At 71.1% G+C, this 24,921-nt stretch carries 16 protein-coding genes; 8 read left to right on the forward strand and 8 right to left on the reverse strand.

Going from position 1 to position 24,921, the window contains the following annotated elements; translation table 11 throughout:
* Positions 1–54 precede the first annotated feature (54 nt).
* Together Pla133_RS04705 and Pla133_RS04710 are read right to left on the reverse strand one after the other, a co-directional pair.
* Positions 55–663: a hypothetical protein gene (locus tag Pla133_RS04705; RefSeq protein ID WP_145062977.1), complete on the reverse strand. Its 609-nt coding sequence runs from the start codon at positions 661–663 to the stop codon at positions 55–57.
* 129 nt (positions 664–792) lie between these two features.
* The gene (locus Pla133_RS04710) at positions 793–1,284 is read right to left on the reverse strand and encodes a hypothetical protein (RefSeq protein ID WP_145062979.1); all 492 of its coding nucleotides are present in this window, start codon (positions 1,282–1,284) and stop codon (positions 793–795) included.
* 295 nt (positions 1,285–1,579) lie between these two features.
* Between Pla133_RS04710 and Pla133_RS04715 the strand changes: the two genes are divergently transcribed.
* From Pla133_RS04715 to Pla133_RS04730, 4 genes are all read left to right on the forward strand, one after another.
* A complete protein-coding gene (locus Pla133_RS04715) occupies positions 1,580–4,624 on the forward strand; it encodes a hypothetical protein (protein WP_419192135.1) in 3,045 nt (1,014 codons plus the stop codon).
* 224 nt (positions 4,625–4,848) lie between these two features.
* Positions 4,849–6,984 (forward strand): M48 family metallopeptidase, encoded by a 2,136-nt coding sequence (locus Pla133_RS04720; RefSeq protein ID WP_145062983.1) that lies wholly within the window; start codon positions 4,849–4,851, stop codon positions 6,982–6,984.
* Between the two features lie 106 nt (positions 6,985–7,090).
* Entirely contained in the window at positions 7,091–7,492 is a 402-nt protein-coding gene (locus Pla133_RS25960) for a hypothetical protein (RefSeq protein ID WP_419192136.1), read from the forward strand.
* Between the two features lie 497 nt (positions 7,493–7,989).
* Positions 7,990–9,984, forward strand: coding sequence for a S8 family peptidase (locus Pla133_RS04730; RefSeq protein ID WP_419192137.1), 1,995 nt, complete (start codon positions 7,990–7,992; stop codon positions 9,982–9,984).
* A 97-nt stretch (positions 9,985–10,081) separates the two neighbouring features.
* Here Pla133_RS04730 and Pla133_RS04735 read toward each other — a convergent pair whose 3' ends face one another.
* From Pla133_RS04735 to Pla133_RS04750, 4 genes are all read right to left on the reverse strand, one after another.
* Positions 10,082–10,900, reverse strand: coding sequence for an alpha/beta hydrolase (locus Pla133_RS04735; protein ID WP_145062987.1), 819 nt, complete (start codon positions 10,898–10,900; stop codon positions 10,082–10,084).
* A gap of 740 nt (positions 10,901–11,640) precedes the next feature.
* On the reverse strand, positions 11,641–12,300 hold the full coding sequence (locus tag Pla133_RS04740; RefSeq protein WP_145062989.1) for an AlbA family DNA-binding domain-containing protein: 660 nt from the start codon (positions 12,298–12,300) through the stop codon (positions 11,641–11,643).
* Between the two features lie 226 nt (positions 12,301–12,526).
* On the reverse strand, positions 12,527–13,066 hold the full coding sequence (gene ahpD / locus Pla133_RS04745) for an alkylhydroperoxidase, AhpD family (protein ID WP_145062991.1): 540 nt from the start codon (positions 13,064–13,066) through the stop codon (positions 12,527–12,529).
* Between the two features lie 11 nt (positions 13,067–13,077).
* A complete protein-coding gene (locus Pla133_RS04750; protein WP_145062993.1) occupies positions 13,078–13,620 on the reverse strand; it encodes a peroxiredoxin in 543 nt (180 codons plus the stop codon).
* A gap of 132 nt (positions 13,621–13,752) precedes the next feature.
* Here Pla133_RS04750 and Pla133_RS04755 point away from each other — a divergent pair, with 132 nt between their 5' ends.
* The 4 genes from Pla133_RS04755 to Pla133_RS04770 all read left to right on the forward strand — a co-directional run bounded on the left by Pla133_RS04755 (position 13,753) and on the right by Pla133_RS04770 (position 20,383).
* Positions 13,753–14,691, forward strand: coding sequence for a LysR substrate-binding domain-containing protein (locus tag Pla133_RS04755; protein ID WP_145062995.1), 939 nt, complete (start codon positions 13,753–13,755; stop codon positions 14,689–14,691).
* A 64-nt stretch (positions 14,692–14,755) separates the two neighbouring features.
* Complete coding sequence (locus Pla133_RS04760) at positions 14,756–16,306, forward strand: tetratricopeptide repeat-containing sulfotransferase family protein (RefSeq protein WP_145062997.1); 1,551 nt, start codon at positions 14,756–14,758, stop codon at positions 16,304–16,306.
* A gap of 244 nt (positions 16,307–16,550) precedes the next feature.
* Positions 16,551–18,335 (forward strand): alkaline phosphatase PhoX, encoded by a 1,785-nt coding sequence (locus Pla133_RS04765; protein ID WP_419192138.1) that lies wholly within the window; start codon positions 16,551–16,553, stop codon positions 18,333–18,335.
* Positions 18,336–18,598: 263 nt separating this feature from the next.
* Positions 18,599–20,383 carry an alkaline phosphatase PhoX gene (locus Pla133_RS04770; protein WP_145063001.1) on the forward strand — a complete coding sequence of 595 codons (1,785 nt, stop codon included), beginning with the start codon at positions 18,599–18,601 and terminating at the stop codon, positions 20,381–20,383.
* A gap of 26 nt (positions 20,384–20,409) precedes the next feature.
* Here Pla133_RS04770 and Pla133_RS04775 read toward each other — a convergent pair whose 3' ends face one another.
* On the reverse strand, positions 20,410–22,659 hold the full coding sequence (locus Pla133_RS04775; protein WP_145063003.1) for a hypothetical protein: 2,250 nt from the start codon (positions 22,657–22,659) through the stop codon (positions 20,410–20,412).
* Positions 22,659–24,893: a carboxypeptidase-like regulatory domain-containing protein gene (locus tag Pla133_RS04780; protein ID WP_145063006.1), complete on the reverse strand. Its 2,235-nt coding sequence runs from the start codon at positions 24,891–24,893 to the stop codon at positions 22,659–22,661. Before Pla133_RS04780 ends, Pla133_RS04775 begins: the two co-directional genes overlap by 1 nt.
* Between the last annotated feature and the right edge of the window lie 28 nt (positions 24,894–24,921).

The following is a 24,921-nucleotide window of genomic DNA, read 5'->3' on the forward strand; positions in this document are numbered from 1 at the left end:
TCCAACGTCCGCCCCACGGACCTCGCCCTACGTGACGCGAATCGCGCCGAAGGATCAGAACGGACAGACGAACGACAGGTGGTGGCTCGGGCCCATGCTGCCGAAGTAGGGGGGGCTGATCGGTGAGCCGAGTGGGACCGAGTAGTTGTCGACCATGTCCGTGAAGCGGTCCGAGGGTACGAGGAGACTGACGAGCGCCGGATAGCCCCCCTCCGTCGTCGCGCCGAGCTTGACCTCGACATAGGTCACCGGCGGCCCACTTACGGTGCAGGCCTCCGTATGGAGGAAGACTCCCTCGTCTACCCACACGTGCTCGGCGCCGGGGTAGCTCGTGTCGTTGGACCAGCTACCGATCGAGGTCGAGACGACGTCGTACCACGGCAGGGCCGGGAAGAGGTTGATCGACTCGAACGATGACAGGGTGCCGGCGATGGCCTTCATGTGGCGGGCCGTTGCGTGGGGCGCGGTGAGTGCCAGGGGACAGAGGCATCCGCTGGCGATGTTGGAGTTGTTCCACAGGGCCGCCGCTTCGTTGGCTTCGCAGGTGGGGGACGACGCGTTCACGTCACGCAGACCGTCGTAGAACCCGGCACCGCTCCAAACACCACCCAGGGGAGCTTGGTCCGAGGGCACGAAGGGGTTGGACGCGAAGTCCGGAGCCACCAGGGCGAAGGACCGGTTGCCATGGAAGCTGCCCGGGCGCGAGGAGAACGAACCTCCGTGTTGGAAGCGATCGCAGCCGTGGTACAGGACCAGCGCCGTGTCCCAGGTCGCGGTGATGCAGTCGAAGGCCTAATCCAGGTAGCCGTAGTAGAACGCCGTCGGATGGGTGCCCAGGCAGTTCGGCACGTTGCAGCCGAAGTTGGTGTTGCCACGCTGGAGGTCTGCCTTGACCACGAAGCGCCAGACCTGCTTCTCGGATCCGGTGCCGACGATCTCCCTCCACGTGCGCGTGTAGTCGAGGTGTAGGTTGCCGAAGAGCTGCAGGTTGCTGTTGCAGTCCTCGTTCTTGAGGGCGACCTCGTACTCCGCGCACTGCAGTTGCGTGGGCGCGGAGAGGGAGACGACGCCACAGCCCTGCCCGGCGAGGACGCAGCCGTCCCAACAGATGGATTGAGCCGGGAGCAGGGCCGGCGGGAAGGCCGGTAGGGTCGAGAGCGCCGTCGTGCAGGGCAAGCCGTCGAGGCCGTCGGGTTGGTAGCACTGGGCCGAGGCCCGGCCTGACGGGATCAGGCTGGCCACGAGGAGGGCGAAGGCGAACACGAAGCTGCTGCTGCTGGTCATGGGCATTTCTCGCGGTTGGCGGACGCGCCGGGGTCGCAGGTCAAGGGCCTCCGGCGGGGGCCCTTGACCTCCCAGCGACAAGCGGTCCTTACCTGCACGCGATCGCAGATCCTCGATGCAAGGTCGGGGCCAGATCGGCAACTGCGTGACCGCGAGCCGGCCCACCGATCTGCGATGGAGTGCGCACGCGGGGCCCATGCCCGCGCCAGCTCGTTGGCTGGGGGGCCGCAGAAGGGGCATTCGTGATAGACCAGACGCTCGCCGAATTTCTCTCTTGACCATTTCGGACAACGCCATGCGTACGAACGCCAACTACGGCGCCCTCGCGGTCAGCCTCCTCTTCGCGGCCGCCTCGACCGCCGCGTCCCAGGACCTCGTCGCCAACATCAATGTCCAAGAGGCCCCGGCCCTCGGCTGGGTGCCCGACTCCGATCCGGGCGGCTTCACTTCGATCGGCGCCCGTACCTACTTCTCTGCAGCCGGCTCGGGGCTGGGCCGCGTGCTGTACTGGACCGGTGCGCCGGGGGCCGCGCCGCAGCTCCTGGTCGACGTCGACCCGAGCGCGGGTCCGAAGGACCCACAAGACCTGATCGAGCTACCCAGCGGTCAGTTCCTGTTCACGGCGCAGACCCCGGCCACCGGCCGCGAGTGGTTCGTGAGCGACGGCACGTCCGCGGGAACGACGCTGCTGACCGAGATGGTGCTCGGCTCCTTCGACGGCTTCATCGGCCAGCCGACCTTGCACCAGGGCGAGGTCTACTTCTTCGCGACGGACGCGAACTCGCCGTCGCGGGCACTTTGGAAGACCGACGGCACCGCCGCGGGAACCGAGCGCCTGGAGGTGCTCGGCCTCGGCGGCGGACTGCCTGTCCCCGGCGAGCAGATCGTCAGCGCCGGCGGCACGCTCTACTACGCCTTCAACGACGTCGGCACGAGCGGCCCCTTTTGGGAGCTGTGGTCGACGAGCGGCACCGTCGGCGGCGCGAGCAAGGTGATCGAGGTGCTGGAGAGCTCGTTCAGTGGCGTGCGCGAGCTGACCGCTGTCGGATCGAAGCTGGTCTTCGTCGCCCAGGGGCAGGGCACCGGATTCGAGCCCTGGGTCAGCGACGGCACTGCCCTCGGCACCTGGCCGGTGCAGCTGATGCCGGGCGCCGCCGGATCGGCGCCGTCGGGGCTGACGGCCCTCGGCAACCACGTGTACTTCGCGGCCGACGACCCGACGGTTGGGCGCGAGCTGTTCCGCCTGGACGGTTCCGCCTCGAGCCTGAAGTTGGTCGAGGACCTCAACCCGGGCGCGGCGGGCTCGAGCCCGGACGAGTTGGCGGTCTTGAACGGCGCGCTGTACTTCTCCGGCGACGACGGCGTGCACGGCGACGAGCTGTGGAGCACCTCGGGCGCGCCCGGCGCCGCGAGCCTGTTCGCCGAGTTCGCGGCCGGCGCGGCGGGGAGCGCGCCCAGAGACCTCGTGGCCCTCGGCGCCCAGATCCTCTGCGTCGCCGGCAGCGCGAGCACCGGCGCCGAGCTCTACGCCAGCGACGGAACCGTCGCCGGCACCGGCCTGGTGGCAGACATCGTCCCCGGCTCGAGCTCCTCGAACCCGGTCGGACTCTTCTCGAATGGCGCGCAGGTCTTCTTCGCCGCGACCACCGAGGCCACCGGGACCGAGCTGTGGCGCTCCGACGGAACCGGCGTCGGCACGCTCGAGACGGAGATGGCGACGGTGCCCTTCGACCAGGGCTCGGACCCGCGCTACCTGACGTCGATCGGCGGGCAGCTCGTCTTCGTGGCCAACGACGGCCTGAACGGGATCCAGCCCTGGGCCAGCGACGGCGCGCCTGGCGGCACCGGCCTGCTCGCGACAGTGCCGAGCCCTTCCAGCCCGCCCATCGTCGCGGGCGAGTTCCGCGGACGTGCGTACATCAACGTCAACTCGGCGTTGAACCAGTGGACCCTGTACCAGTCCGACGGCACCCCGGCCGGAACGGTGCCCGCGAACCTCGGCATCGGCTCGGGCTTTGCCGGCGTGAAGCTCGTTTTGCGCGACCGGCTCTTGTTCACGATCGGGATCGACTCGGACCTCTACTCCACCGACGGCACCGCCGCGGGGACTGTCCTGCTGGCGCAACTGTCCAATCAGACCGGCGCGTTCTTCGCCGCGGGGGACTACGTCTACTTCCGCAACTGGACCAGCCAGACCGGCAAGGAGCTGTGGCGCACGGACGGCACGCCCCAGGGAACCCAACTCGTCGCGGACATCTGGCCGGGCCCGCAGTGGGGAGTGACCGACGATTTCTACTTCGAGGCCGGCAGCCTGGGGGGCCTGCTCTACTTCCGTGCAGAGACTGCCGCGAACCAGACCGAGTTGTGGCGAACTGACGGGACTGTCGCCGGGACCGAGCTATTCGCCGATCTGAATCCGCTCGGCGGCTCCTACCCGAGTGACTTCAGGACCGTAGACAATCATCTGTTCTTCAGCGCCTACGTCGACGGGGGCCGTTACCTCTTCGCCACCGACGGCGTGAGCGTCGAGCAGGTGCTCGACGCGCCGCTCGAGCCCGGCATGGACGGGTTCGCCAATGACCAGGTCTATTTCGTGATCCAGAGCGTCGGCGGAGAGCCGAAGCTGCTGTCGTCGGACGGCACGGCCGCGGGCACCGGCATCGTGGCCGATCTCGGCGACGCTCCCGTTGTCTTCCTCCGGGGCGCTTGGAAGGTGACCTCGGGCGCCGAAGTCCTGTTCTCGATCTATGGAGGTGGGATCAGCGCCGACTTCTGGGTTACCGACGGCACTGCCGCGGGCACCTACCAGGTGACCGAGACCCTCGACACCTCGATCTTCGAGGTGGACGCCCCTGACGAGCTGGTCCGAGTCGGCAGTGAGATCTACTTCCGAGCCTGGAACCAGGACCTCGGGGGCGAGCTGTTCAGCCTGCCGATCGCGGCCTTCGGCGGCTGGGTCGCCGAGCCCTTCGGTGTCGGCTGCGCCGGATCGAGCGGACTTGCGCCGACGATCGGCGCCAGCGGCGAAGCGAGCCTGGGAAGCACCTTGACGGTCGAGCTCGCCGGCGCCGCCGCCAGCGCGCCCGTGGCCCACTACTTCGACTTCGACTACGGCCTGGGCGCGGTCGGTGGGTGCGATGTCTACCTGGCCGCTCCGAAGCTGCTGCTCTTGGACTCGACGGACGCCGTCGGTGCGGTGACGCTCTCGTTGGCGATCCCGAACGACCCCGTCCTGGCCGGGATCGAGCTGTGGCTGCAGTCGGTCGTCGCCGACCCCGGCGGTGGCCTGGCTGGCGTCGGCGCGCTGACCCCGGCGCTCGAGGTGATCGTGCGGGGGTGAGGCGGCCGTCAGGTGCCACGGACATCAGGTGCCAGGCACAAAGCCCCCGCGTAGGCGGCGGTTTTGTGCCTGGCACCTGACGTCCGCCTCACCCCCGATGAACCGGGCGCGATTCGTACCGATCGCGCTCGAGATCCGGGTCGTCGGCGGTCGATTGGACTCGGGCCCGCAGTGGGCCTCCCAACGACCCTTGCCGGCGGCCTCGAAGTCGCCCTTCCCAGGCGATGCTCGACGATCAACTCCGCGCCAGCGCGACGAACAGCAGCACCTTCGCCCAGGGCACCCAGGGCGCCGACCGCGCCGCCACGGCGGCCGAGTGCGTGTCCATCGAGGCCGCCATTGCCATCGACGGGCCCAAGCCGAAGGCCGGCCTGGCCTACCGGGTGAACCTGGTGGCCGTGGCGCTCGCGATGGTCCTGCTGCCGATGGTCTACGCCGGCTTGGTCCTGGGCCTGGGGCTCGTGACCATCTGGTACCCGCTGAACGCCGGGGATCTGCTGCCCGCGGATCTGCCGGTGCGTGGCAAGGCCCTGGCCTACGTGCTGCCGACCGTCGCCGGGCTCGCGGCGACCCTCTTCCTGCTCAAGCCCCTGCTCAGCCGCCGCCCCAAGGGCCGCGGGCGACGCGAGCTCAAGCGCGAGCAGGAACCGAAGCTCTTCGCCTTCCTCGACGGCCTCGCCGACGGCCAGGGCGCGCCGCGGCCGGTGCGGGTGGAGGTCGACCTGCGGGTCAACGCCTCGGCCTCCTTGGTCAGCGTCCGCAGCCTGGTTCGCGGCGACCTGGTGCTGACCCTGGGGCTGCCCCTGGTGGCGGGCCTGGACGTGCGCTCCTTCGCCGCGGTCGTGGCCCACGAGTACGGTCACTTCGCCCAGGGCACCGCCATGCGCGCCTACTGGGTCATCGCGACCGTCCACGGTTGGTTCGAGCGCGTGGTCTTCGAGCGCGACCAGTGGGACGAGCGCATCGAGTCCGTGCAGCAACGCACCGATTGGATCAGCCGCCGGATGGCGCTGCCGATCGCCGGCGCGCGCGGGATGGTCTGGGTCTCGCGCCGGATCCTCCTGGGGCTGATGCGCCTGGGTGAGCTGGCCACGGCCGCGCTCAGCCGCCAGATGGAGTTCGACGCCGACGCCCACGCCGTGCGGGTGGTGGGCACCGAGGTCTTCGAGGCCATGCTGCCCGAGCTGTCGGTGATCGACAGCGCGCGCCGCAACGCCGAGCACGACACGGAGATGGCCTGGCGCGAGCACAGCCTGCCGGAGGACCTGGTTGCGCTGACCGTCGCCAACCTGCGCCAGTTCAGCCCCGAGGCGCGGGACGAGCTGCGCGAGCACGCCCTGGCCAGTGCGCCCAGGTGGTACGCCAGCCACCCCCCCGGCGCCCAGCGGATCAAGCGCGCCCGCAGTCGCGGCGGCGACTGCCGCGTCAACCTCGACGGCCCGGCCAGCCGGCTCTTCGCCGACTTCGGAGCCCTCTCCCGGGACCTGACCATCAGCCAACACCGAGCCGTCCTCGGCGGGTCCTTCGACCCCCAGTGCATGGTCGCGGCCGAGGACATCCTGGCCGTGGGCAACCGCCGCTCGGCGGAGCGCGGCGCGCGGGGCTGGCTCTTCGGCGAGGGCTTCCGGTTGCCCGAGATCGCGTCGGCCAGCCTGCGGGCGGCGACCGACGCCCTGGGCATCGATCCGAGCGATCGTTACGAGCGCGAGGAGGTCGTCCGGCGGCGCTTGGCGGGCCACGCCCTCGCCGAGAGCGGCATCAAGTTCAAGCCGTCCCTGCTCGACCTGGACAGCGGCGAGCCGCTCCTCGCCCGGGGAGACCGTCGGACTTGGGACGAGACGCGCCAGGGCCAGGTCGGTCGCGAGGCGGCGCCGATCCTGGGCGACGTGCGGGGCTCGCAGGAGTGGCTGGCGGGTGCGGGCCGGGACGAGGAGGCGCAGGCCCTGGGCGGGCTGATCGACTTCGTCGAGGCCTTGGGCTCCTGCTGGCCGGCGGTTCACGAGCTCGGGCGCTGCCTCGATGTGCTCGACCGAACCCTCGACGCCTTGACCGATCAGTTGGAAGTGGATCGCGACGCGGCGCAGGCCCAGATCGATGCTCTGGCCGGGATGCTGCGCTGCGCCTTGGACGATGCCCGCGACAGCCTCGGGTCCCTGGTCGTGCCCGCCGACGCTTCGGTCGGCTGCCTCTGGCCGGAGGACGCAGAACCCGCGGACCTGTCGCCGGCCGCGCTGCTGCGACTGGCTGGCGAGGTCTGGTCCCAGCTCGAACGCGGCTACGAGGAATGCCTCGGCGCGCTGGCGGTGCGGGTCAAGGAAGTGGCGGTCACGCGCCGCAACTCCCTCGACGCCGCGGCCTGAGCCCGTCCCCTGCCTGGGGCGCCACGCCCAACGCAAGGCTGACGGAGATCGTCGGAACCGGCGGCCACCTCGCGCGCTCCAAGGGAACAGCGAGAGGGGCCAAGCCATGGGAACGACGAACCGACCGCAGGTGATACCGACGTTGCAGCCGGCGCGGGCTGCGAGCGTCCACGGGCGCGCACTGGACCTCGCGGTCTGGTGTGCCGATCAGACCACCGACGCGTCGACCCGCGCGGCCCGTGCCTCCTGGACCCCGATCCGCGAGGCGGCCTCGCAGGTGGCCCTGGCGGTGGTCGAGGCGCTCTTGCTGCCGCGCCGGCGCGAAGCCCTGGGGCGGGCCGAGCGCAGTCTGGAGGAGCTGCGCGAGCGCGTCGTCTCGGGTGCGACGGCGGTGGGGGTCAACCTGGTCCAGGTGAGGTTCCTGCTGGACGAGATCGACGCGGTGGAGGGTCAGGTGGCGGCCCTGCGCCGCGGACCCGTGGAGCTGAGCGTGGTCAGCGAGGGCTGACGGCTTCCGGAGGGCCTCAGGTCCCGAGGTGCGTGCCTTCCGGCTGGCTGTTCGCTGCCCCGAGCACGGGGCGTTCCTGACAATGGCGGGCTCCACGCTCCGTAGAGCGCCCTCGCGGACGAGCGCTCCGAAACTCCCGCGATTCGTCGCTCCTGTCGGGAACTCGGCGGTCGCGGGGCACTAGCACCATCAGCGGGGCATTCGCGGGGGCCTCGGCCCCTCCAAGAACGCCCACCCCGCTCGCTCGACGGGAACCGCGCCCCGACCCACCTCGTTCGTCCCCGTGCACCGACCCCCTGCGGTGCGCGACAGCTCGAGGTCTTGTCATGCGTCGGCTTTTCGCGCTGCCTGTTGTCGGCCTGTTCCTTCGTCGTCCCCGTCGGTCCACGCCAGGCCTCGGCCTGCTCGGCGCAGCGCTCCTGCTCACGCTCGGGGCCCACGGCCATGTCGATCTCGCGCCAGATGGCGCCGCCCCGTGGGAGCTCGACTTCCAACCGGTGAGTGCCCTCGCCGTGCAGCTCGTGGGCGGCGTCCAGGATCCCGGCCTGGTGCGCGCGCTGGTCCTCGGCGCCGGCGCAGCGCCAAGGTCGGTGGAGAGCTTCCATGCGCCCGGCTGGCACCGGGTCGGCCTCGGCCGAACGGTCCACGCGGGCGAGCTGCTCGGCGCAGTCGTCGAAGTGGCCTCCGACCCGCGGGTGCACTTCGCCACGCCCCTGTGGACCATGCCCGACGGGCGCATCGTCGCGCCCACCGCCGAGATCCTGGTGCGATTGAAGTCGCCGGGCCTCGTGGGTGAGTCCGCACTCGGACGCCTTGCTCCCGACCTGCGCGTGGTCGAGTCGAACCTGGGCGGCGTGGCCGGAGCCTTCCGCGCCCGTCCGGACCTGGTCGACGGGTTCGCGGTGATCGAGCGCGTGCGCGGGTTGCGTCAGTCCGAGTCGATCCTTTGGGCCGAGTCCGACTGCCTGTTCGAGGGCAGCAGCGCCCACGCGGGCGCGACCCAGGGCAACGGCCCGGTGATCGCGCCCAGTGATCCGCTGTTCGGCCTGCAGTGGGCCCACGAGAACGACTACCCCTCGTCCAAGGGCTTCGACATCGATCTGGATACCCAATTGGCGTGGGCGCTGACCAAGGGATCGCAAGCAGTGCCGGTGATGGTCATCGACGTGGGCGTCGACCTCGCGCACCCGGACCTGACGGTGACCCTCGGCGCCGACTTCACCGGAGCCGGCGGCGGTGGTGGGCCGGTCGAGCCCTGCGACAAGCACGGCACCGCCGTGGCCGGTTGCATCGGTGCGATCCACGACAACGGCCTCGGCGTGGCGGGCGCGGCGCCGGATGCGGCGCTCTTCTCGGCGCGTTGCTTCGTGACCCTGCCCGATTGCACCGGCGCGTGGACGACCCAGTACTCGTGGACGGCCGCGGCCCTGGCCTGGGGCGCCGACAACGGCGCGCGGGTGAGCGTCAACAGCAACTACTACAACCAGTACTCCTTCGCGATCGCGAACGCGTACGAGCAGACGCGCGGTCAGGGCATGGTGCACTTCGCCTCCGCGGGCAACAGCTCCGGCGCGATCACCTGGCCGGCGTCCCTGCCGGAGGTGCACGCGATCACGGCGATGACCGACTACGGCACGCTCGCGAGCTTCTCCTGCAAGGGGCCCCAGGCCGGCTTCTGCGCGCCGGGGCAGGGGATCTGGACCACGGACGTGAGCGGCGACGGGGGCTACGTGGAAGGGGATGTGTGTCAGGTCTCCGGCACCAGCTACGCGGCGCCCCTCGCTGCTTCAGTGGCGGCCCTGGTGCTGGCCATGGACCCGACCCTCGAGCCGGACCAGGTCGACCAGATCCTGCGCGACACCGCCGGCGACCTGGGCGCGCCCGGTTGGGACCCGAGCTTCGGCTCTGGCCTGCCCCGCGCCGGCGACGCGGTGCGCCACGCGGTCGGCCTGCTGCGCCTGCTGCACTCCGAGACCGAGATCCTGACCCTGGTCGCGGGCGGTGTGCAGGAGCTCGAGTTGGCGGCGGGGCCCCTTGCGGGCGGCCTGCCCTACTTGGTGCTGGGGGCCGCGAGCGCGGCGGTGCAGCCCAACTCCGGCGAGGGCATCGGCTCCCTGCCCCTGGCGATCGATGCCTACACGATCGCGTCGCTGCAACTCACCAACCAGGGGCCCTTCGTCGGCACCTTCGGCCTGCTCGATGGCACGGGCCACGGCCTGGCCGCGATCGCCGTCCCAGCCGGCTCGGATCCGGCCCTCTCGGGCCTGGTCCTGACCCACGCCTACCTGGTGCTCGAGCCCGCCCTGGCGGGCATCGACGGAGCGGCCAGCGAGGCGGTCGAGCTGTGCCTGGTCGGCTCGCCGGCCGAGCTTCCGGACCCGACCACGACCTTCGATGCGCCCCAACTGCACGGCACGTCCGTCGCCGGACCGCCGCCGTCGGTACATGGACCGACCCATGCGGAACTGATCGCAGCCGCGACCAATCCCTGACGCGGCGCCGACGATCGAGTTGGTCGTGGGGGCCGCGGATCCTCGTGACCGGTGTCGGCGCGGCCTGCCTGGAACGGGGCCGCGCCGACTGATCTGTCTACGGCAGCTTCAGGTCCTCGACGATCCAGCGGTCGATGCTGCGCGCCAGGTCCGCGGCGCAGGGCTCGAGCATCAGGTCGTGCCCGGCGTCCTCGAACAGCTCGATCTCCGCGCCCAGGGCCCGGGCGTACTCACGCGTCGCGTCCAGGGCGAAGCAGGCGTCCGCGGTGCCCGCGAAGACGCGCATCGGCATCTCGAGCAGGCGTTCGCGCAGGACGACTCCGTCCTTGAGCTGCTCGATCAGACCCATGGACTCGGGCACGATCAGGTCGTGGAAGCTGGCGTCGTCGATCGTCGCCTTGGGACCCAGGAGCAGCTCGCGCGCGAGCTTCGGCGTGCGCACCCAGTGGTAGGGATTGCGCTTGAGCGTGCCGGTCAGGGTGTTGATGCGGTGGCGCTTGGCCAGGCGCTTCAGCATCCCCCCCGCGCCCGTGAGGGGCATCGGGGCGATCAGCGCCGCCGCCGGCAGGTCGCCGACCTCCAGGCTCTTCTCGTCGCGCGTTTCGAGGGTCTTCATCAACATCGGCGCGCCGATGCCGTGGGCGATGACCACCGGCCGCGGGTTGATCCGCGACAGGCGCCGCGCGAACGGGTTGATGTAGTCCTCGAGGTTGTAGAAGTTCAGCTCCCCCTTATGCATCGAGCTCTGGCCGTGGCCGGGGAGGCTGATCGCACGGCACACGTAGCCGAGCCCGTTCAGGTGGCCGATGAACGACTCCCAACAGCGGACGTCGTGGAACAGGTCGTGCTGCAGGAAGAGGGGGGTGGCGCGCCGAACTTCAGCGGGCTTGCGAACGATCTGCTCGATGGTCTCCATGGGGTCGGCCCGCCGTGTGGGGGACCGGAGGGGCTGAGGTTCTAGCAGATCCGAGCTGGGAGGTCCGCTCCGGCCGCCGATCGGGTGCGGCCGCGTGGGCCCGCTCCCGCCCCGTTCGGCGGGAGCCCGCACACGCCCGCTTCCCCCAGTTCCACCCCGAGCGACCCGTCGGACCGTGAGCCGTTCGCGCGCTGGGAGCGGCGCCGCCTCGCGCGTCCCGCCGGCGAGCGCGGGCGGACCGGCCACCGCGCCCGCCGGTCCGGTTCCCCCCACCGGTCCCGGGCGGGCCCTCGACCCTCTGGCGCGCGACTCACGTGAATCGACGCGGAACCTGGCCTTCGAGTCCGGCGTCCCACCTCACCCGGGACGCCCCGCGCGAGCGGGGCTTGCAACGGCGCCGGCTGGGGAGAGCCCGCGCCCGCGACCTTGTCCTGCCTGAAGGGAAGGAAGCGAGCGGCCGCCCGTGGTCAGGTCACGGGCGGCCGCACTCGTTCCGCAGCCAGTGAGCGAATGGAGGGCGATGGGAGGGCTCTCGACGGGCGGTGAGATCTCGCCGCCGCGTCGGCCTCGAGTTTCACTCCGAGAGCCGAGCGCGGCGGATCATCCGTCCGCTTGTGGCGTCGGTGCCTAGCGGCGCTCGGGACTGACGCGGAGTCCACGAGCCCGATGGACTAGGACATGCGAGCGTGCTGTGTGGTCGCACCGCCGGGCCGTGGCGCCGCAGCGCGGCTGAACTCCCACTACGGCCGCGAGTAGAAGCGCTGCGATCCCGCACCGTGGCCGATCAAGTGCCCGGCGCGCTCCAGCTTGACGAAGGCGCGGCGCGCGCGGACGGTGCCGATGTTGCGGGACTTGGCGTAGGCCTGGGGCGTGCAGCGGCCCTGGGAGTCGGTGCCGGCGTCGCCTTGGCGTGCGACCCATTCGAGCACCGCCCGTTCCAAAGCGTCGAGGCCGGCGGTGCCGCTCGGGCTGCGGCCGCGGCGCAGGGCTTCAAGGGCGGCGCCGCGCGCGGCGCGGGTCGACGAGCCGAGTCGGACCGGGATCTCGACCGTCCCGTCCTCGCGGTCGACTTCGTGGGGGCGGCGATCGGAGAGGGGCACCGAAGCCACCACGACCGGACGGCCGTCGAGCTCGAGGATCTGGACGGTGGGCCGCAAGGCGGGGCGCACGAAGTGCGCGGCGATGTCGCGCAGCTCGCGCGCGGTGTCGGGCGGATGGGGCGCGCCCGGCACGCCGCCGCGGTCCTCGACGCCGACCAGGAAGTGGCCGCCGCGGGTGTTGGCGAAGGCGGCCAGGGTGCGGGCGACCTTGGGCGCGCGGGGCAGGCCGCGCTTGAACTCGACCTTCGAGCCCTCGCCGGCGGCGATCAACGCGCGTAGGTCGTCGAGGTCCAGGTCCATCGGGAGCGAGGTTAGCGGACTGGACTGCCGCCGTCGCGCGCGGGCGCGGCGCGCGCCGACGTCGACCTCCGCCGCGGGACCGATGTGAGCGCAGCCAAAGCCACGGCTCCGTGCGGAACGCAAATCTCGCCCTGCGCCGCGCGGCTGGCCTGGGACCCGCGCGGAGTGCAAGGGACGGGCCCGGTCGCCCGATCGGCGACCGGCCCGATCCACCTCGCCTGCGCGGTCAGTTCGTGGAGGGCGAGGCCGCGCAGCTCGTCAGTGCCGTCGCGGCGGCGCTGACCGTCGCCGCGATGCGCACCGCGTCTTGGATCTGCAAGGAGCTCACACCCCCCGCGGCCAGGACCGCCTCGTGGGCCTGGACGCACATGCCGCAGCCGTTGACGGCCGAGACCGCCAGGGCCCACAGCTCGCGATCGAGCTTGCCCTCCTCAGGCCCGCCCAGCGCTTGCATCCGCAGGCGCGCGGGGAGCTGCGAATACTCCGGCTTGCCCAGCAGGTGGACGAAGCGGTAGTAGACGTTGTTCATCGCCATGGTGGTGGCGACGGACTTGGCCAACTGCAGGTCGGCCTCGGACAGGTGCTCGGCGGCCTCGGCGTCGATCGCCGCGGCCAGCTCGGGGCAGCGCACCGCCAGGGCCGTGGCCACCAGCGTGCCCCAGAGCTGACGCTCGCTGAGGTGCTCCGAGCGGCTGACGTTGCCGAGGTTGAGGCGGATGTCCTTGGCCGTGTCCGGTAGGCGTTCGCGGATCGAATCGATGTTCATGGCGTCTCCTCTCAGGCCACTTGAATGGTGTCGTCGCCTTTCTGCCAGTTGCAGGGGCACAGCTCGTCGGTCTGCAGCGCGTCCAGGATCCGCAGAGTCTCCTGGGGGTTGCGACCCACGTCGAGGCCGTTGACCGACACGTGCTGGATCACGCCCTCGGGGTCGACGATGAAGGTCGCGCGCAGGCACACGCCTTCCTTCTCGTCGAGGATGCCCAGGGCTTGCGACAGCTCGCGCTTGACGTCCGCCAGCATCGGGAAGGGCAGGTCGCGCAGGTCGTCGTGGTTCTGGCGCCAGGCCAGGTGCACGAACTCGGAGTCGGTCGACAGGCCCAGGATCTGGGTGTCGCGATCGGCGAACTCGCGCTCGAGCTTGCCGAAGGCGGCGATCTCGGTGGGGCAGATGAAGGTGAAGTCCTTGGGCCAGGCGAAGATCACGCGCCACTTGCCGGGGTGGCTCTCGTGGGTGATGCGAGCGAAGGCCGTGGAGGGCTTCTCGATGTCCACGGTGGCCTGGAGGTCGAATTCGGGGAGGCGGTTGCCGACGGTGAGCATGGTGGGAGTCCTGTGGCGGTTGGTTGGTGGCACGCTTCGCAGCGCGCCGTGCAGGAGAAGATCGGCCATGATCGGTGATAAATCCAATCGCTTCGATTGCGAGTCAGGATCGCTTTGGGTTATCAAGGCCCCATGGCCGACCACCGCCGTGATGGGACCCACTCGCCGCCCAATCGACCGACCGTGCGCCAGCTCGAATACGTCCTGGCCGTGGCGGAGCACCTGCACTTCCGCCGCGCCGCCGAGGCCTGTGGCGTGACCCAGCCGGCCCTCAGCGCCCAGATCCAGACCCTCGAGGAGCTGCTCGGCGTGCAGCTCTTCGAGCGCAATCGGCGCCAGGTGCTGTTGACGGCGACCGGGCGCCAGGTCGTGGCGCGGGCGCGCGACATCGTCTCGGCGGTCGACGGCCTGTTCTCGGCCGTGGCCTCCGGGCGCGAGCCCCTGGTGGGGACCCTGCGGATGGGCGTGATCCCGACCATCGCGCCCTACCTCCTGCCGCGGGTGATCCCGGGCCTGCGCTCGCGCTTCCCCGAGCTGCGCCTGTACCTGCGCGAGGAGTTCACGCACCTGCTACTCGAGCGCCTGGGGTCCGGCGAGCTCGACGTGGCCCTCTTGGCCCTGCCGGTCACCGGGGACTTCGAGGCCCAACTGCTGTTCAACGACGACTTCCACGTGGCCCTGCCGCCGGACCACCCGCTGGCCAAGCGCCGGCGCCTCAAGGAGTCCGACTTGGCGAACGAGGACGTGCTGCTACTCGAGGATGGGCACTGCCTGCGCGACCAGGCCCTGGCCCTGTGCGGCAGCGCCGGCGCGGTGGAGAACATGCAGATGCGCGCCACCAGCCTGGGGACCCTGACCCAGATGGTCGCGGGGGGGCTGGGGCTGACCCTGCTGCCCGAGATCGCCATCGACGTGGAGTCCATGCACGGGGCCGCGATCGAGGTGCGGCCCTTCACCCACCCGCGGCCGCACCGCGAGGTGGGCCTGGTCTGGCGCCGCGCGTCCGGTCGGTCGGAGGAGTTCCGGCTGCTCGGGGAGACGCTGGTCGAGCTGCTGGACGCGGGGAGCTGACGGGGCGCGGGGGGCCTCGAATCGACGCTCAAGCGCCGGCGGGGGCCTCCGATAACCACCCCGCATGCACCCCTCGGACCTGATCCCCTCCTCCAGCCGTCCGGGGGCGCCGACCTCCGAGGACCTCTTGCGGGCCGGTGAGGCCAGCCTCGTCGCCGGTCGGGTGGACGAAGCCCTGCGGCTGTTCGCGACGGCCGTTCGCGTCGATGGCCATTCGAGCCAAGCCCTGACCGCGTTCGGCGGGGCACTGGCCCAAAGCGGTGACCTCGCGCGGGCGCGGTTGGTGCTGGAGCGCTCCCTCGCGGCGGACCCCCTCCAACGCGAGGCCTGGCTGGCGATGGCGACCCTGGAGCTGGACCAGTCGCGGCCCAGCGCGGCCCTCGGTGCCATCGACCGCGCCTTGGCCCTGGGTCCGATGACGGCCGAGCTCCTGGGCATCCTGGCGCGGGCGCGCCTGGCCTCGGGTGATGTCGACGGCGCCCGCCGGGCCGTGGACCACGGCCTGGGTCTCGCGCCCGCCGATGCGACCCTCCACAACGTCGCCGCCGCCATCGACCGCGCCAGCGGCAACGGCGAGCGGGCGGCCCTGCGCCTGGCCCGCGCGGCGTCCATGGACCCCATGGGTCAATCGCGCGCTTGGTACGAGTTGGCGCGCGCCGGCGAGCCCCTGGACGAGGCCGAGCTGCGCGCCGAGTTGAGCGCCGCCAGCGCCGCGGGGAACCGCGTGCGGCTCGCCAACCTGCACCACGCCCTGGCGGAGGTCCTGCGCGGCCGCGGCTTGCCCGAAGCGCTGGTCCAGGCCGCGGCCGGCAACGCCCTGACCGCCACCGGCGACGCGGCGACCTCCATCAGCGCCCAGGTCGACCAGACCATCGCCACCTTCGACGCGACCTACTTCGCCCAGGCGCGCGGCGCGGGGCTGCGCGGCTCGGCGCCGATCGTCGTGGTCGGCACGCCCAGCGCGGCCCTCGACCACGTGGCCGGCCTGCTCGGCAACCACCCCTCGACCGCGCGCACCGAAGCGGGACACCTGGCGACCCTGGCGGCCCAGGTCGAGCCCACGGTCGGCCTGCCCTTTCCCTTGGGCTGCGAGCGCTTGGAGCGCGGGCACTGGGCCGGCATGGCCCACCGCTACGTGGAGCTCGTCGGCAGCGCCGCGCGGGGCCAGCGCACCCTCGACGTGAGCGCGGGCAACGGGCTCTACCTCGGTCTGGTCGCGAGCTGCCTGCCCGACGCGCGGGTGATCCACGTGCGGCGTGACCGCCGCGACGCGGCACTAGAGGACCTGCTGATGCACCGCGGCGTGGTCGACCTGTCCTGGAGCGGCTCGCTGGCGGAGATCGTCGAGCACGAGGGCGATGCCGCGCGCTTGATGGAGCACTGGCGGAAGGTCCTGTCGTTGCCGCTGCTCGAGGTCGACGCGGCGGACCTGGTGCGGGAGCCGAGCATCCAGCAGCGGCGCCTGTGCGAGTTCGCCGGGCTCGCACTGCCCGAGCGCACATCGCCGGCGCCCGCGGCGGAGCGACTGCGGGTGGGCGCCTGGCGCGCCTACGAGGCCGAGCTGCGGGCACAACTGCCCGAGCACTGGTTCGCGAGCGCCATCGGCGTTTCGTGAACGGGCCGCGATAGCCCCGACGCCGGCTGTCGTTCGACGCAGGTAGAGCAGACGGCTCGCGGCGCGATCTCGAGGTCGGGCGCTGCGTCTCGGTCCATGGCGACCGTCGTATCCCCCTGCCGAGGATCGCGGAGCAGACGAACGGGAACCGCGACCGTCCGGGACTGAGTCCTGGGCCGCCGAACTTTCGAACCGGAGATCTAGGATGAGCGTGACCGCGAACGCTCCTCCCCGAGACCCGCCCATGATGCTCACCAAGCTGCTGGTTCCCCTACTGCTGTGCGCCGGTACCGCCGCCGCGCAGACCTATCCCCTTCCGGCGACCACGGGCAGCACCACCGCGACGGAGGGCACGGCTCCCTTCCTGCTTCCGGCGGGCGTCACCCAGACCAAGATCGCCGACCGCCTGACCCTGACACTCCAGGGCCTGCCCGCGACCTTCGGCAATTGGGACATGATCGCCCTGGATCCGACCAGCCGCTTCGTCTTCGTGCCGGCGGAGGTCTCCCAGGGCTCGGGCCTGTTCCGCTTCGACACCCAGGACTCGAGCTTCGAGCTGTTGATGGTCGGCGACAACAGCGGCGTGCGTGAATCGGACCCCGCCCAGTGGAGCGCGGCCACCGACGACTTCGGACGCTTCGACCCGGCCACTTGGACGCCTTGGGGGTCAGTGCTGACTGCCGAGGAGACCACCGGCGGGCGCCTGTTCGAGGTCCGAAACCCCCTCGCGACCGGCGGCCCCTACGACGTGGTCTGGCACTCGGGGATCCCCGCCCTGCGCCACGAGGGCCTGCGCCTGGACTCCCTCGGCAACGTCTACATGGTCGACGAGGACAACTCGGGCTCGATCTACAAGTTCGCGCCCAAGACGCCGGGCGACCTGTCGGTGGGCCAGTCCTTCGTGCTGCGCGTCGACGCCTACGCCGCCAACCCCCTGGCCAACGCGGCCCTGGATTGGAGCGCGCCGGTGAACCTCTCGGCGAGTCGCTTCGGCGCCGCGACTTGGGTGCCCATGACCGACGCGGACGGCGTTGCCCTGACCGCGGCGGATCCCTTCGCCTTCGTGACGACCACCGGCGGTCGCAACGCGGCGGACGAGCTGAAGGGCACGCCCTACGGCCGGCCGGAGGACCTGGAGGTGTCGTTCCTCGCGAATGGCCACGAGGTGCTGTTCTGTTCGCTGACCTCCGAGAACCGCGTGGTCTCGATCGAGTTGAGCGACCCGACGCACTGCACGGTGCGCGTCTTCGTGGACTTCGACACGCTCAACCTGGCCACCGGCCTCGACGTCAACCCCTTGCAGCAGAGCCCCACGGTCAGCCCCGGGCCGGACACCGCGACCAACTTCGACGATCCGGACAACCTGGCCGTGGATGCCTTCGGCGACATCTACGTGGTCGAGGACCAGAACCCGGGCGACGTGTGGAAGTGCGTCGACGCGGACCGCGACGGCGTGGCCGAGGGGATGGGGATCTGGCTCAGCCTGGGGGTGGCCGGCACCGAGCCGACGGGGCTGATCGCCGATCCGAACGACCCCTACCGCTTTTGGCTGTGCGTGATGCACCCCGACAGCGCCAACGACGCTCTGTGGGCGCTGGACACGCGGCCCTATCCGGGATCGGACGATGACCTGGTGCTGCGCACGGGCGTGAACGGACCCGCGGTCGCCCTGCCCGGTGAGTTCGTGAAGGCCGCCGGCGCCGGCGACACGGTGGCCCTCGAGGTCGAGTCCCCGGGCGGGACGCACCTGGGCGAGCCGTACATCGTCTTCGGCCAGGGCGCCCTTGCGGGTGGCTTGATCCCGAGCCCGTTCATCGCGGGGTCGTGGCTGAACCTGCTGTGGCCCGCGGTGATCCTGGATGGCACCACCAACTTCGTCGCGCCGGTGAACCTGCCCGGCGGCGGCTCGTCCGCGAGCCTGGTGGTACCCAGTGGTCTGGCCGGCTTCTCGATCGCCATTCAAGCGGTGACGATCGGTGCGGGTGGATTGACCCTGACCGAAGCGCACGAGTTGACGGTCGTCAACTGACGCGCGCGCGCGAGAGCGGCGGGGTGTGAGGCCAGTGCGAATGGCGCGCGAAGCTGCGGTCGTTCGTGGGTCAATCGCACACCAAGCGCGTGGCCCGAGTGTGTACGGATCCTTGCGCGCACTTCTCGCGTCGCTGACCGGGCGCTGCGCGGGACTTGATGTCGGACAGCGAGGCTGTGCGCCGTGACGACGGGTGAGTTCGCGCATCGACGCGACCCGTCGTCCTTCGTGCATCCGCCCACTTGGGCAGTCCGACTCCCGACATGCTGAAGTCTCAAATTCTGGTCCTGGCGACGATCCCCGCGAGTGCGAGCATCGCCCTGGGCCAGACGTTCCCCCTGCCGGCGACCGCCGGTGACACGACTCCGACCGAGGCCACGGCGCCCTTCCTGACTCCGACCAGCGTGATCCAGACCCTGATCACCGATCGCGACACGCTGACACCCCTCGGCCTGCCCGCCAGCTTCAGCAACTGGGACATGGTCGCCTTCGACGAGACCAGCCGCTTCGTCTTCATCCCCGCCGAGGTCTCCAGCGGCGCGGGGGTGTTCCGCTACGACACCCAGGACGGGACCTTCGAGGTGCTGCTGGAAGGCAATGGCTCTGGGGTTCGTGAGTCCGACCCCCTGGCCTGGAGCGCCACGAACGACGACTACGCCCGCCTCGACCCGGCCACCCTCACGCCCTGGGGCTCGGTCCTCACCGGTGAGGAGACCACCGGCGGCCGCCTGTTCGAGATCCTGGATCCGAAGTCCGCCACCCCGACCGTCGTCTGGCGCTCCAACATCCCCGCCGTGGGCCACGAGGGGCTGCGCCTGGGTGCCGGCGGCGAGGTCTACTTCGTCGACGAGGACAACTCCGGTTCGCTCTACAAGTTCGTACCGAAGGTCGCCGGCGATCTCTCGGTGGGGCAGAGCTTCGTGCTCAGCGTCGATGCCTTCGCCGCGGACTCCACGGTCGATGCCTCGGCCAACTGGGACAACGCCGCAAACCTGGCGGCTGCGCGCTTCGGCGCCGCCTCGTGGGTGGCGCTGACCGACGCCGACGGCGTGGCCCTGACCACGGCCGATCCCTTCGCCTTCGTCAATACCACCGGCGGGCGCACGGCGGCCGACGAGTTGGTCGGCACGCCCTACGGTCGCCCCGAGGACCTGGCCGTCGGCTTCCTGGCGAACGGCAACGAGGTCGTCTACTGCACCCTGACGAGCGAGAACCGCGTGCTCTCCATCGAGCTGACGAGCGCGGACACGGCCTTCGTGCGCGAGTTCGTCAACTTCGACACGATCGACCTGGCCACGGGGCTCGACGTCAACCCGACCCAGAACGAGCCGACCACCAGCCCGGGTCCGGACTCGGCGACCAACTTCGACGATCCCGACAACCTGGCGATCGACGCCTTCGGCTCGATCTACATCCTCGAGGACGAGGGCCCCGGCGACATCTGGAAGTGCGTCGACGCCGACGGCGATGGCGTCGCCGAGGGCATGGGGATCTTCGCGAGCCTGGGCGTCGACGGCTCCGAGCCGACCGGCCTGCTCGCCGACCCCAACGATCCCTACCGCTTCATCGTCTGCATCCAGCACCCCTCGAGCGGCAACGACGCCCTGTGGCAGCTCGACGCCAAGCCCTACCCGGCGGTCGGCGGTGACCTGGCGCTGCGCACGGGCGTCAACGGCGCCCCCAACGCCTTCCCCGGCGAGTTCGTCAAGGCCGCGGTCGCCGGTGACGTCGCCACCCTCGAGGTCGCCTCGCCCGCGGGCTCCCTCGAGCTGCAGCCCTTCGCGCTGTTGGCCCAGGGCGTGGTGCCCGGGACGGTCCAGGCCAGTCCCTTCTTCGCCGGCCTGTGGCTCGACGCGCTGCTGCCCGTCGTGACCCTCGACGGCGCGCTGAACCTGATCAACCCGGTCAATCTGCCCCTGGGCGGCTCGTCGGTCGACGTCGTGATCCCCGCCGGCCTGGCCGGGATCAGCATCGTCGTCCAGGGCGTCTCCCTCGCCGCGAGCGGGATCGTCTTCACCGACGCCCACGAGCTCGTGATCGAGGGCTGAGCTGATGGTGGGGCGAGGTCGCCGGGTCAGTCGTCTTCGACCAGAAGGACGGCCTCGGCGACCTCGCCCTCCCGGACCTGGACCGTCTCCTCGTGCACGAGCCTGCGGGGCTCGCCGCTCTCGTCGAGGCCGCCCAGGTAGCGCGAGAAGCGCACCGTGACCTGCCCGAGGGGGGCGGCGAGCAGTTTGTTCGTGCCGCTGCGCACGCTGTCGAACGTGAACGAAACACCGTCCTGCTCGATGTAGACGACAGCGGTCTCCTGGGGGCCCTCGTAGTGCACGCGCACCTCGCCGCCGGGAGCGACCGGAACCTCGATCGTCTCCAGGGTCTCGCCCGCCCTCGACTGCAGGCCGCGCACGACGCCCAGTCGACCGTCGTCGGCGATCCCGCTGAGTTGGTAGGTACCCGGGACCAGACCGCCGAATCCAGTGGGTTGCGAGCGCTGGGCGTTCCCGTGGCGGAAGTCGAGGGGACCAGCCTCGAGCCAGAGGTCGCCCGCCAACTGCTCGCCGGTGATCGGGTCGACCAGTATCGCGCTCAACTGAGCCCCGACGCGGAACTGCAGGAGCGCGTCGGTGGTGCCCGTCGGCAGGTCCAGGGGATCGGGCGGCGCCGTGAACCCGGAGGAGATCTGCCTCCAGGCTTGCACTCGCCACAGACCCGGGAGGAGTGGCCCGATGCGGAAGGTGCCGTCCTGCTTGGCGACCGAGAAGTGCGCCCCCGCCTCGCCGCCGATCTTCGAGGCGATGACGGTGAAGCCGCCGATGGGCTCGCCCTCGTGGTCCACGGCGCGGCCGGCGATCCACTCCCCACGGTGGACCACGACGCGGGCTTCGACCTCGCTGTCGCCGGGATCGACGTCGACCCTCGTCAACTGGGGCGCGATGGCGCTCTCGTCGGCGATGCCCGGGAGACTCTTGGGGGCCACGCACCAACGACCCGGCTGAACCCCGTGGAACTCGACCACGCCGGATGCGTCGGTCGAGCCCGAGTCGAGCGGGTCGGCTTGCCGGGGGGCAAGCTCGACCTGCCAGGACGCAGAGCCCGGGTAGAGGTGCACCAGGACGCCCGATTGGGGCACACCGGTCCCGTCGACGGCCGTCACCCGCACCGTCGCGCCGGATTCCACCGACCAGTTCAGCTCGCGTCTTTCGCCCGGCTTCAGCACCAGGTCCTGGGGCGTGCGCTGGAGCACCTCGCGGCCGGCGCGCAGCTCGATCTGCAGCGGCTTCTCGGGTAGGAGGCCGGCCAACTCGAAGGAGCCGTCGACCGCGTCGACGGGGGCCTGCCAGACGAGATCACCACCGTTGTTGTTGGCCTCGCCGCGGACTCTCAGGTGGTGCGCGGCGCAGGTCGCGGTGATCGTCGCGGGCTCGTCCAGCCCGCGGATGGTGCCGACCAGCGTTGCGGCGAGCTGCATGCGGATGAGCAGGGGCCGCTCGGGGTCGAGCCCGTCTTCGTCGACGCGGAACCGGACAGGGACGCGCTCCGCGGTCGTTGCAGTTGCGGACCCGTCGCCGAACTTGGCGAGGTCGAAGGTGAAGCGCCCGGCGGAGTCGGAGCGGGTGACGCCCGCGTCCGCGTCGCCACTGGCCGCGACGGCGGGGCCAGTCGCGGAACCGCGGCGACGCGGAGGCACCGGGCGGATCGAGACGCCCGCCAGGGGCTGCCCGTTGACCGCATCGACCACCAGACCGTGGAAGGTCCCGCTCGGTCGCTCCACGACGAGTTCCACCTCACGCGTCTCGCCGGGGCTGAGGGTCAGCCAGGTCGATTGGTTCGGGCGGTAGTAGGCCCCCTCGGGCCCCTTGGCCGAAACGAGGAGCCTCTGGTCCGGCGGGACTTCGACCAGAACGAGTCCGTCGCTGCCCACGATCAGGTCCTTTTCGACAGCGCCGCGACCGGCCGCTGGCGGCGCGAGTTCGCTATCGACTTGCTCATTGAGATTGACTCGCACCGATGCACCGGCGAGCGGCGCGCCGAACCCGTCGATCACTCGGATCGCGAGCAGAGTCTCGACCCCGGCCGCGGCCTGAGCTGCTTCGACCCGAGCCGCCGTGGTCCCATCCGGAACCAGGTCCAGCTCGGCCATGGCTCCTTCGGTCTCGGTCGTCGCGGTGAAACTCGGCGCAGGGGGCACCGTCGGCAGCGCTGCACGGTTCGAGCCCGTGTTCCGATCGAACAGGATCAGGGCGGCGACGACGAGGGCCACCGCGACGAAGACGGGCACGATCGAGCGCGTGAGTCCGCGTTGACCCGGATGAAGTCGGTGCATCACTCGTCTTCAACCCGATAGACCACCTCGGCGACCTCACCCGCGCGGATCTCGACTGACTCCTCGTGCACGAGCTTGCGGGACTCGCCGTTCTCGTCGAGGCCGCCGAGGTAGCGGGAGTAGCGCACGGTCACCTGTCCGAGCGGCGCAGCGAAGACCTGGCTCGTGCCGCTGCGCAGTCCGTCGCTGTCGAACACCACGCCGTCCTGCTCGACCTTGACGTTGGCGTACTCCTGGGGGCCGGTGTAGCGCAGCAGCACCTCGCCCACCGGCGCGACGCGGACCTCGATCGGTCCCGGGTTGTCGCCGGCCTCGAAGTGCAGGCCACGGACAGCTCCGCGGCGGCCGTCGGCCGCGATGCCGAGCAAGTTGTAGCGGCCTGGGATCAGGCCGCCGAAGCGGGTCGGAAGTTCGGGGTCGGCGAGGCGGCGGTCGAAGTCGAAGAAGTCGATGGCCTGGACCTCCAGCCGTCCCCCCAACTGCTCGCCGCTGGTCGGGTCGATCAGGACAGCGGTCACACTGCTCGCCTCGCGGAATCGAAACTGCGCGCCGTTGGTGCCTGCGGGGAGGTCCTGGGGCTCGGGCGGGGCGGGCCCACTTGACTTCGTCGAGGTCGAGGCACTCACGCGCCACAGCCCCGGCACGAGGGGGCCGAGGCGGAAGTTGCCGTCCGCGTCGGTCGTCGCGCCCGCGGAGGCGGCCTCGCCCCCGATCTTGGCCCCCGAGACGTAGAACCTCTCCATGGGCTGGCCGTCGGGCCCTTCGCATCGACCGGTGATCCAAAGGCCGCGGTGGACGGTGACGCGGACGTCGACGGATTCGGCGCCGGGCGCGACGTCGAAGAACGTCGCAAGGGACGCCACCGCCAGTTCGTCGGGAGTGTCCGGGAGGTGCCCGGGTGCCACGACCCATCGGCCCGGTTGGAGGTCGCGGAACACGATCGTGCCCGAGTCGTCGGTCTCGCCCGCGGCGTGGGTCGAGGCCTGGTCGGGGACGACGCCCGGACGCGGCACCTCGGGGCCCGGATAGAGGCGAACGACCACTTGCGGCTGGGGTGCACCGTTCGCGTCGACGGCGATCACCCGCGCCGTCGCGCCGGAGGCTACGGACCAATGCACTTCGCGCCGCTCGCCCTGTTCCAACACCAGGTCCTGCGGCACACGCAACAGGCTCGTCCGACCGGCCAGCACCTCGACCACGAGCGGTGTCTCGGGCAGCAGACCCCCGAGCTCGAAGGACCCGTCGAGCTCGTCGATGGTTGCACGCCAGGCGATGTCGCCACCTGTGATGACAGGCTCGCCGCCGGCGTTCAGGTGGTAGGACGCACACGTCGCCGTGATCGTCGCGGGTTGCGCGAGGCCGTCGACCGTGCCGACCAGGCTCGCGCCACGGTCGAGGCGAATCAGGAGCGGGCGGGCGGGATCGAGCCCCACCTCGTCGACGCGGAACTGGCCGGGCACGTGGTCGACGACCTTCGCGGTCGCGAAGCCGTCGCCCCAATCGGCGAGGTCGATGACGAAGCGCCCGGATGGGTCGGTCCGAGTGACCTCTTGCCCGAAGTCTTGGCGATCGATGTAGCTCGAGCCACCGAAGCGCATCATCGTCGATGCAGGCCGGGCATGGATCGCGACGTCGGCGAGCGGTGACTCGTCCACTGCATCGACCACCAGGCCGTGGAAGCTCCCGCGCGGCCGCTCGATGCGGATCTCGATCTCGCGGATCTCGCCCGCCTCGAGGGGCGGCACCGTCGAACGCTTGATACGGAAGTTGGTTCCAGTGGCGCCATCGGCCGTGACCTGGAGGTACTCGCCGGGCGGGACGTCGACCACGACGCGGCCCTCGGCGTCGGCGAGGAGAGTCTCGGCGAGCGCTCCGTGTCCGTCGACGCGCACCACTGGCGGGGCGTCTTCGACCTGCTCGCACCAGACTCGCACCCGGGCGCGCTCGACGGCCTGGCCGTCGCCGTCGAGGACTCGCACGTCGAGGGCCGTTCCTACCGATCCGGCCGCCGCGGGCGGCGCCGTAGTCGGGACCTCGACCCGGGCCTCGGCAGCCGGGGTCGGAGCGACCTGCGACTCGAGCTCGCTGACTTGGCTCGAGCGGCCCTCGACCGCGCTCGCGAGTGCCGCACCCGGCGGCGTAGCCGACTCACTTGTGGCGGGCGGTCGATCGAACAACAGCACGCCGGCGACCACGAGGGCCACCAGCAGGGCGATGGGGACAATCAAGCGCATGGGAATCCGACAGCCGGGGGACGGGCCC

This window comes from Engelhardtia mirabilis (assembly GCF_007748095.1).
Classification (GTDB): domain Bacteria; phylum Planctomycetota; class UBA1135; order UBA1135.

Excerpts from the sequence above, each read along its gene's own strand:
- Pla133_RS04710 (WP_145062979.1), bottom strand. The coding sequence starts at position 1,284 with ATGACCAGCAGCAGCAGCTTCGTGTTCGCCTTCGCCCTCCTCGTGGCC.
- Pla133_RS04715 (WP_419192135.1), top strand. The coding sequence starts at position 1,580 with ATGCGTACGAACGCCAACTACGGCGCCCTCGCGGTCAGCCTCCTCTTC.
- Pla133_RS04720 (WP_145062983.1), top strand. The coding sequence starts at position 4,849 with ATGCTCGACGATCAACTCCGCGCCAGCGCGACGAACAGCAGCACCTTC.
- Pla133_RS25960 (WP_419192136.1), top strand. The coding sequence starts at position 7,091 with ATGGGAACGACGAACCGACCGCAGGTGATACCGACGTTGCAGCCGGCG.
- Pla133_RS04735 (WP_145062987.1), bottom strand. The coding sequence starts at position 10,900 with ATGGAGACCATCGAGCAGATCGTTCGCAAGCCCGCTGAAGTTCGGCGC.
- Pla133_RS04740 (WP_145062989.1), bottom strand. The coding sequence starts at position 12,300 with ATGGACCTGGACCTCGACGACCTACGCGCGTTGATCGCCGCCGGCGAG.
- ahpD (WP_145062991.1), bottom strand. The coding sequence starts at position 13,066 with ATGAACATCGATTCGATCCGCGAACGCCTACCGGACACGGCCAAGGAC.
- Pla133_RS04750 (WP_145062993.1), bottom strand. The coding sequence starts at position 13,620 with ATGCTCACCGTCGGCAACCGCCTCCCCGAATTCGACCTCCAGGCCACC.
- Pla133_RS04755 (WP_145062995.1), top strand. The coding sequence starts at position 13,753 with ATGGCCGACCACCGCCGTGATGGGACCCACTCGCCGCCCAATCGACCG.
- Pla133_RS04760 (WP_145062997.1), top strand. The coding sequence starts at position 14,756 with ATGCACCCCTCGGACCTGATCCCCTCCTCCAGCCGTCCGGGGGCGCCG.
- Pla133_RS04765 (WP_419192138.1), top strand. The coding sequence starts at position 16,551 with ATGATGCTCACCAAGCTGCTGGTTCCCCTACTGCTGTGCGCCGGTACC.
- Pla133_RS04770 (WP_145063001.1), top strand. The coding sequence starts at position 18,599 with ATGCTGAAGTCTCAAATTCTGGTCCTGGCGACGATCCCCGCGAGTGCG.
- Pla133_RS04775 (WP_145063003.1), bottom strand. The coding sequence starts at position 22,659 with ATGCACCGACTTCATCCGGGTCAACGCGGACTCACGCGCTCGATCGTG.
- Pla133_RS04780 (WP_145063006.1), bottom strand. The coding sequence starts at position 24,893 with ATGCGCTTGATTGTCCCCATCGCCCTGCTGGTGGCCCTCGTGGTCGCC.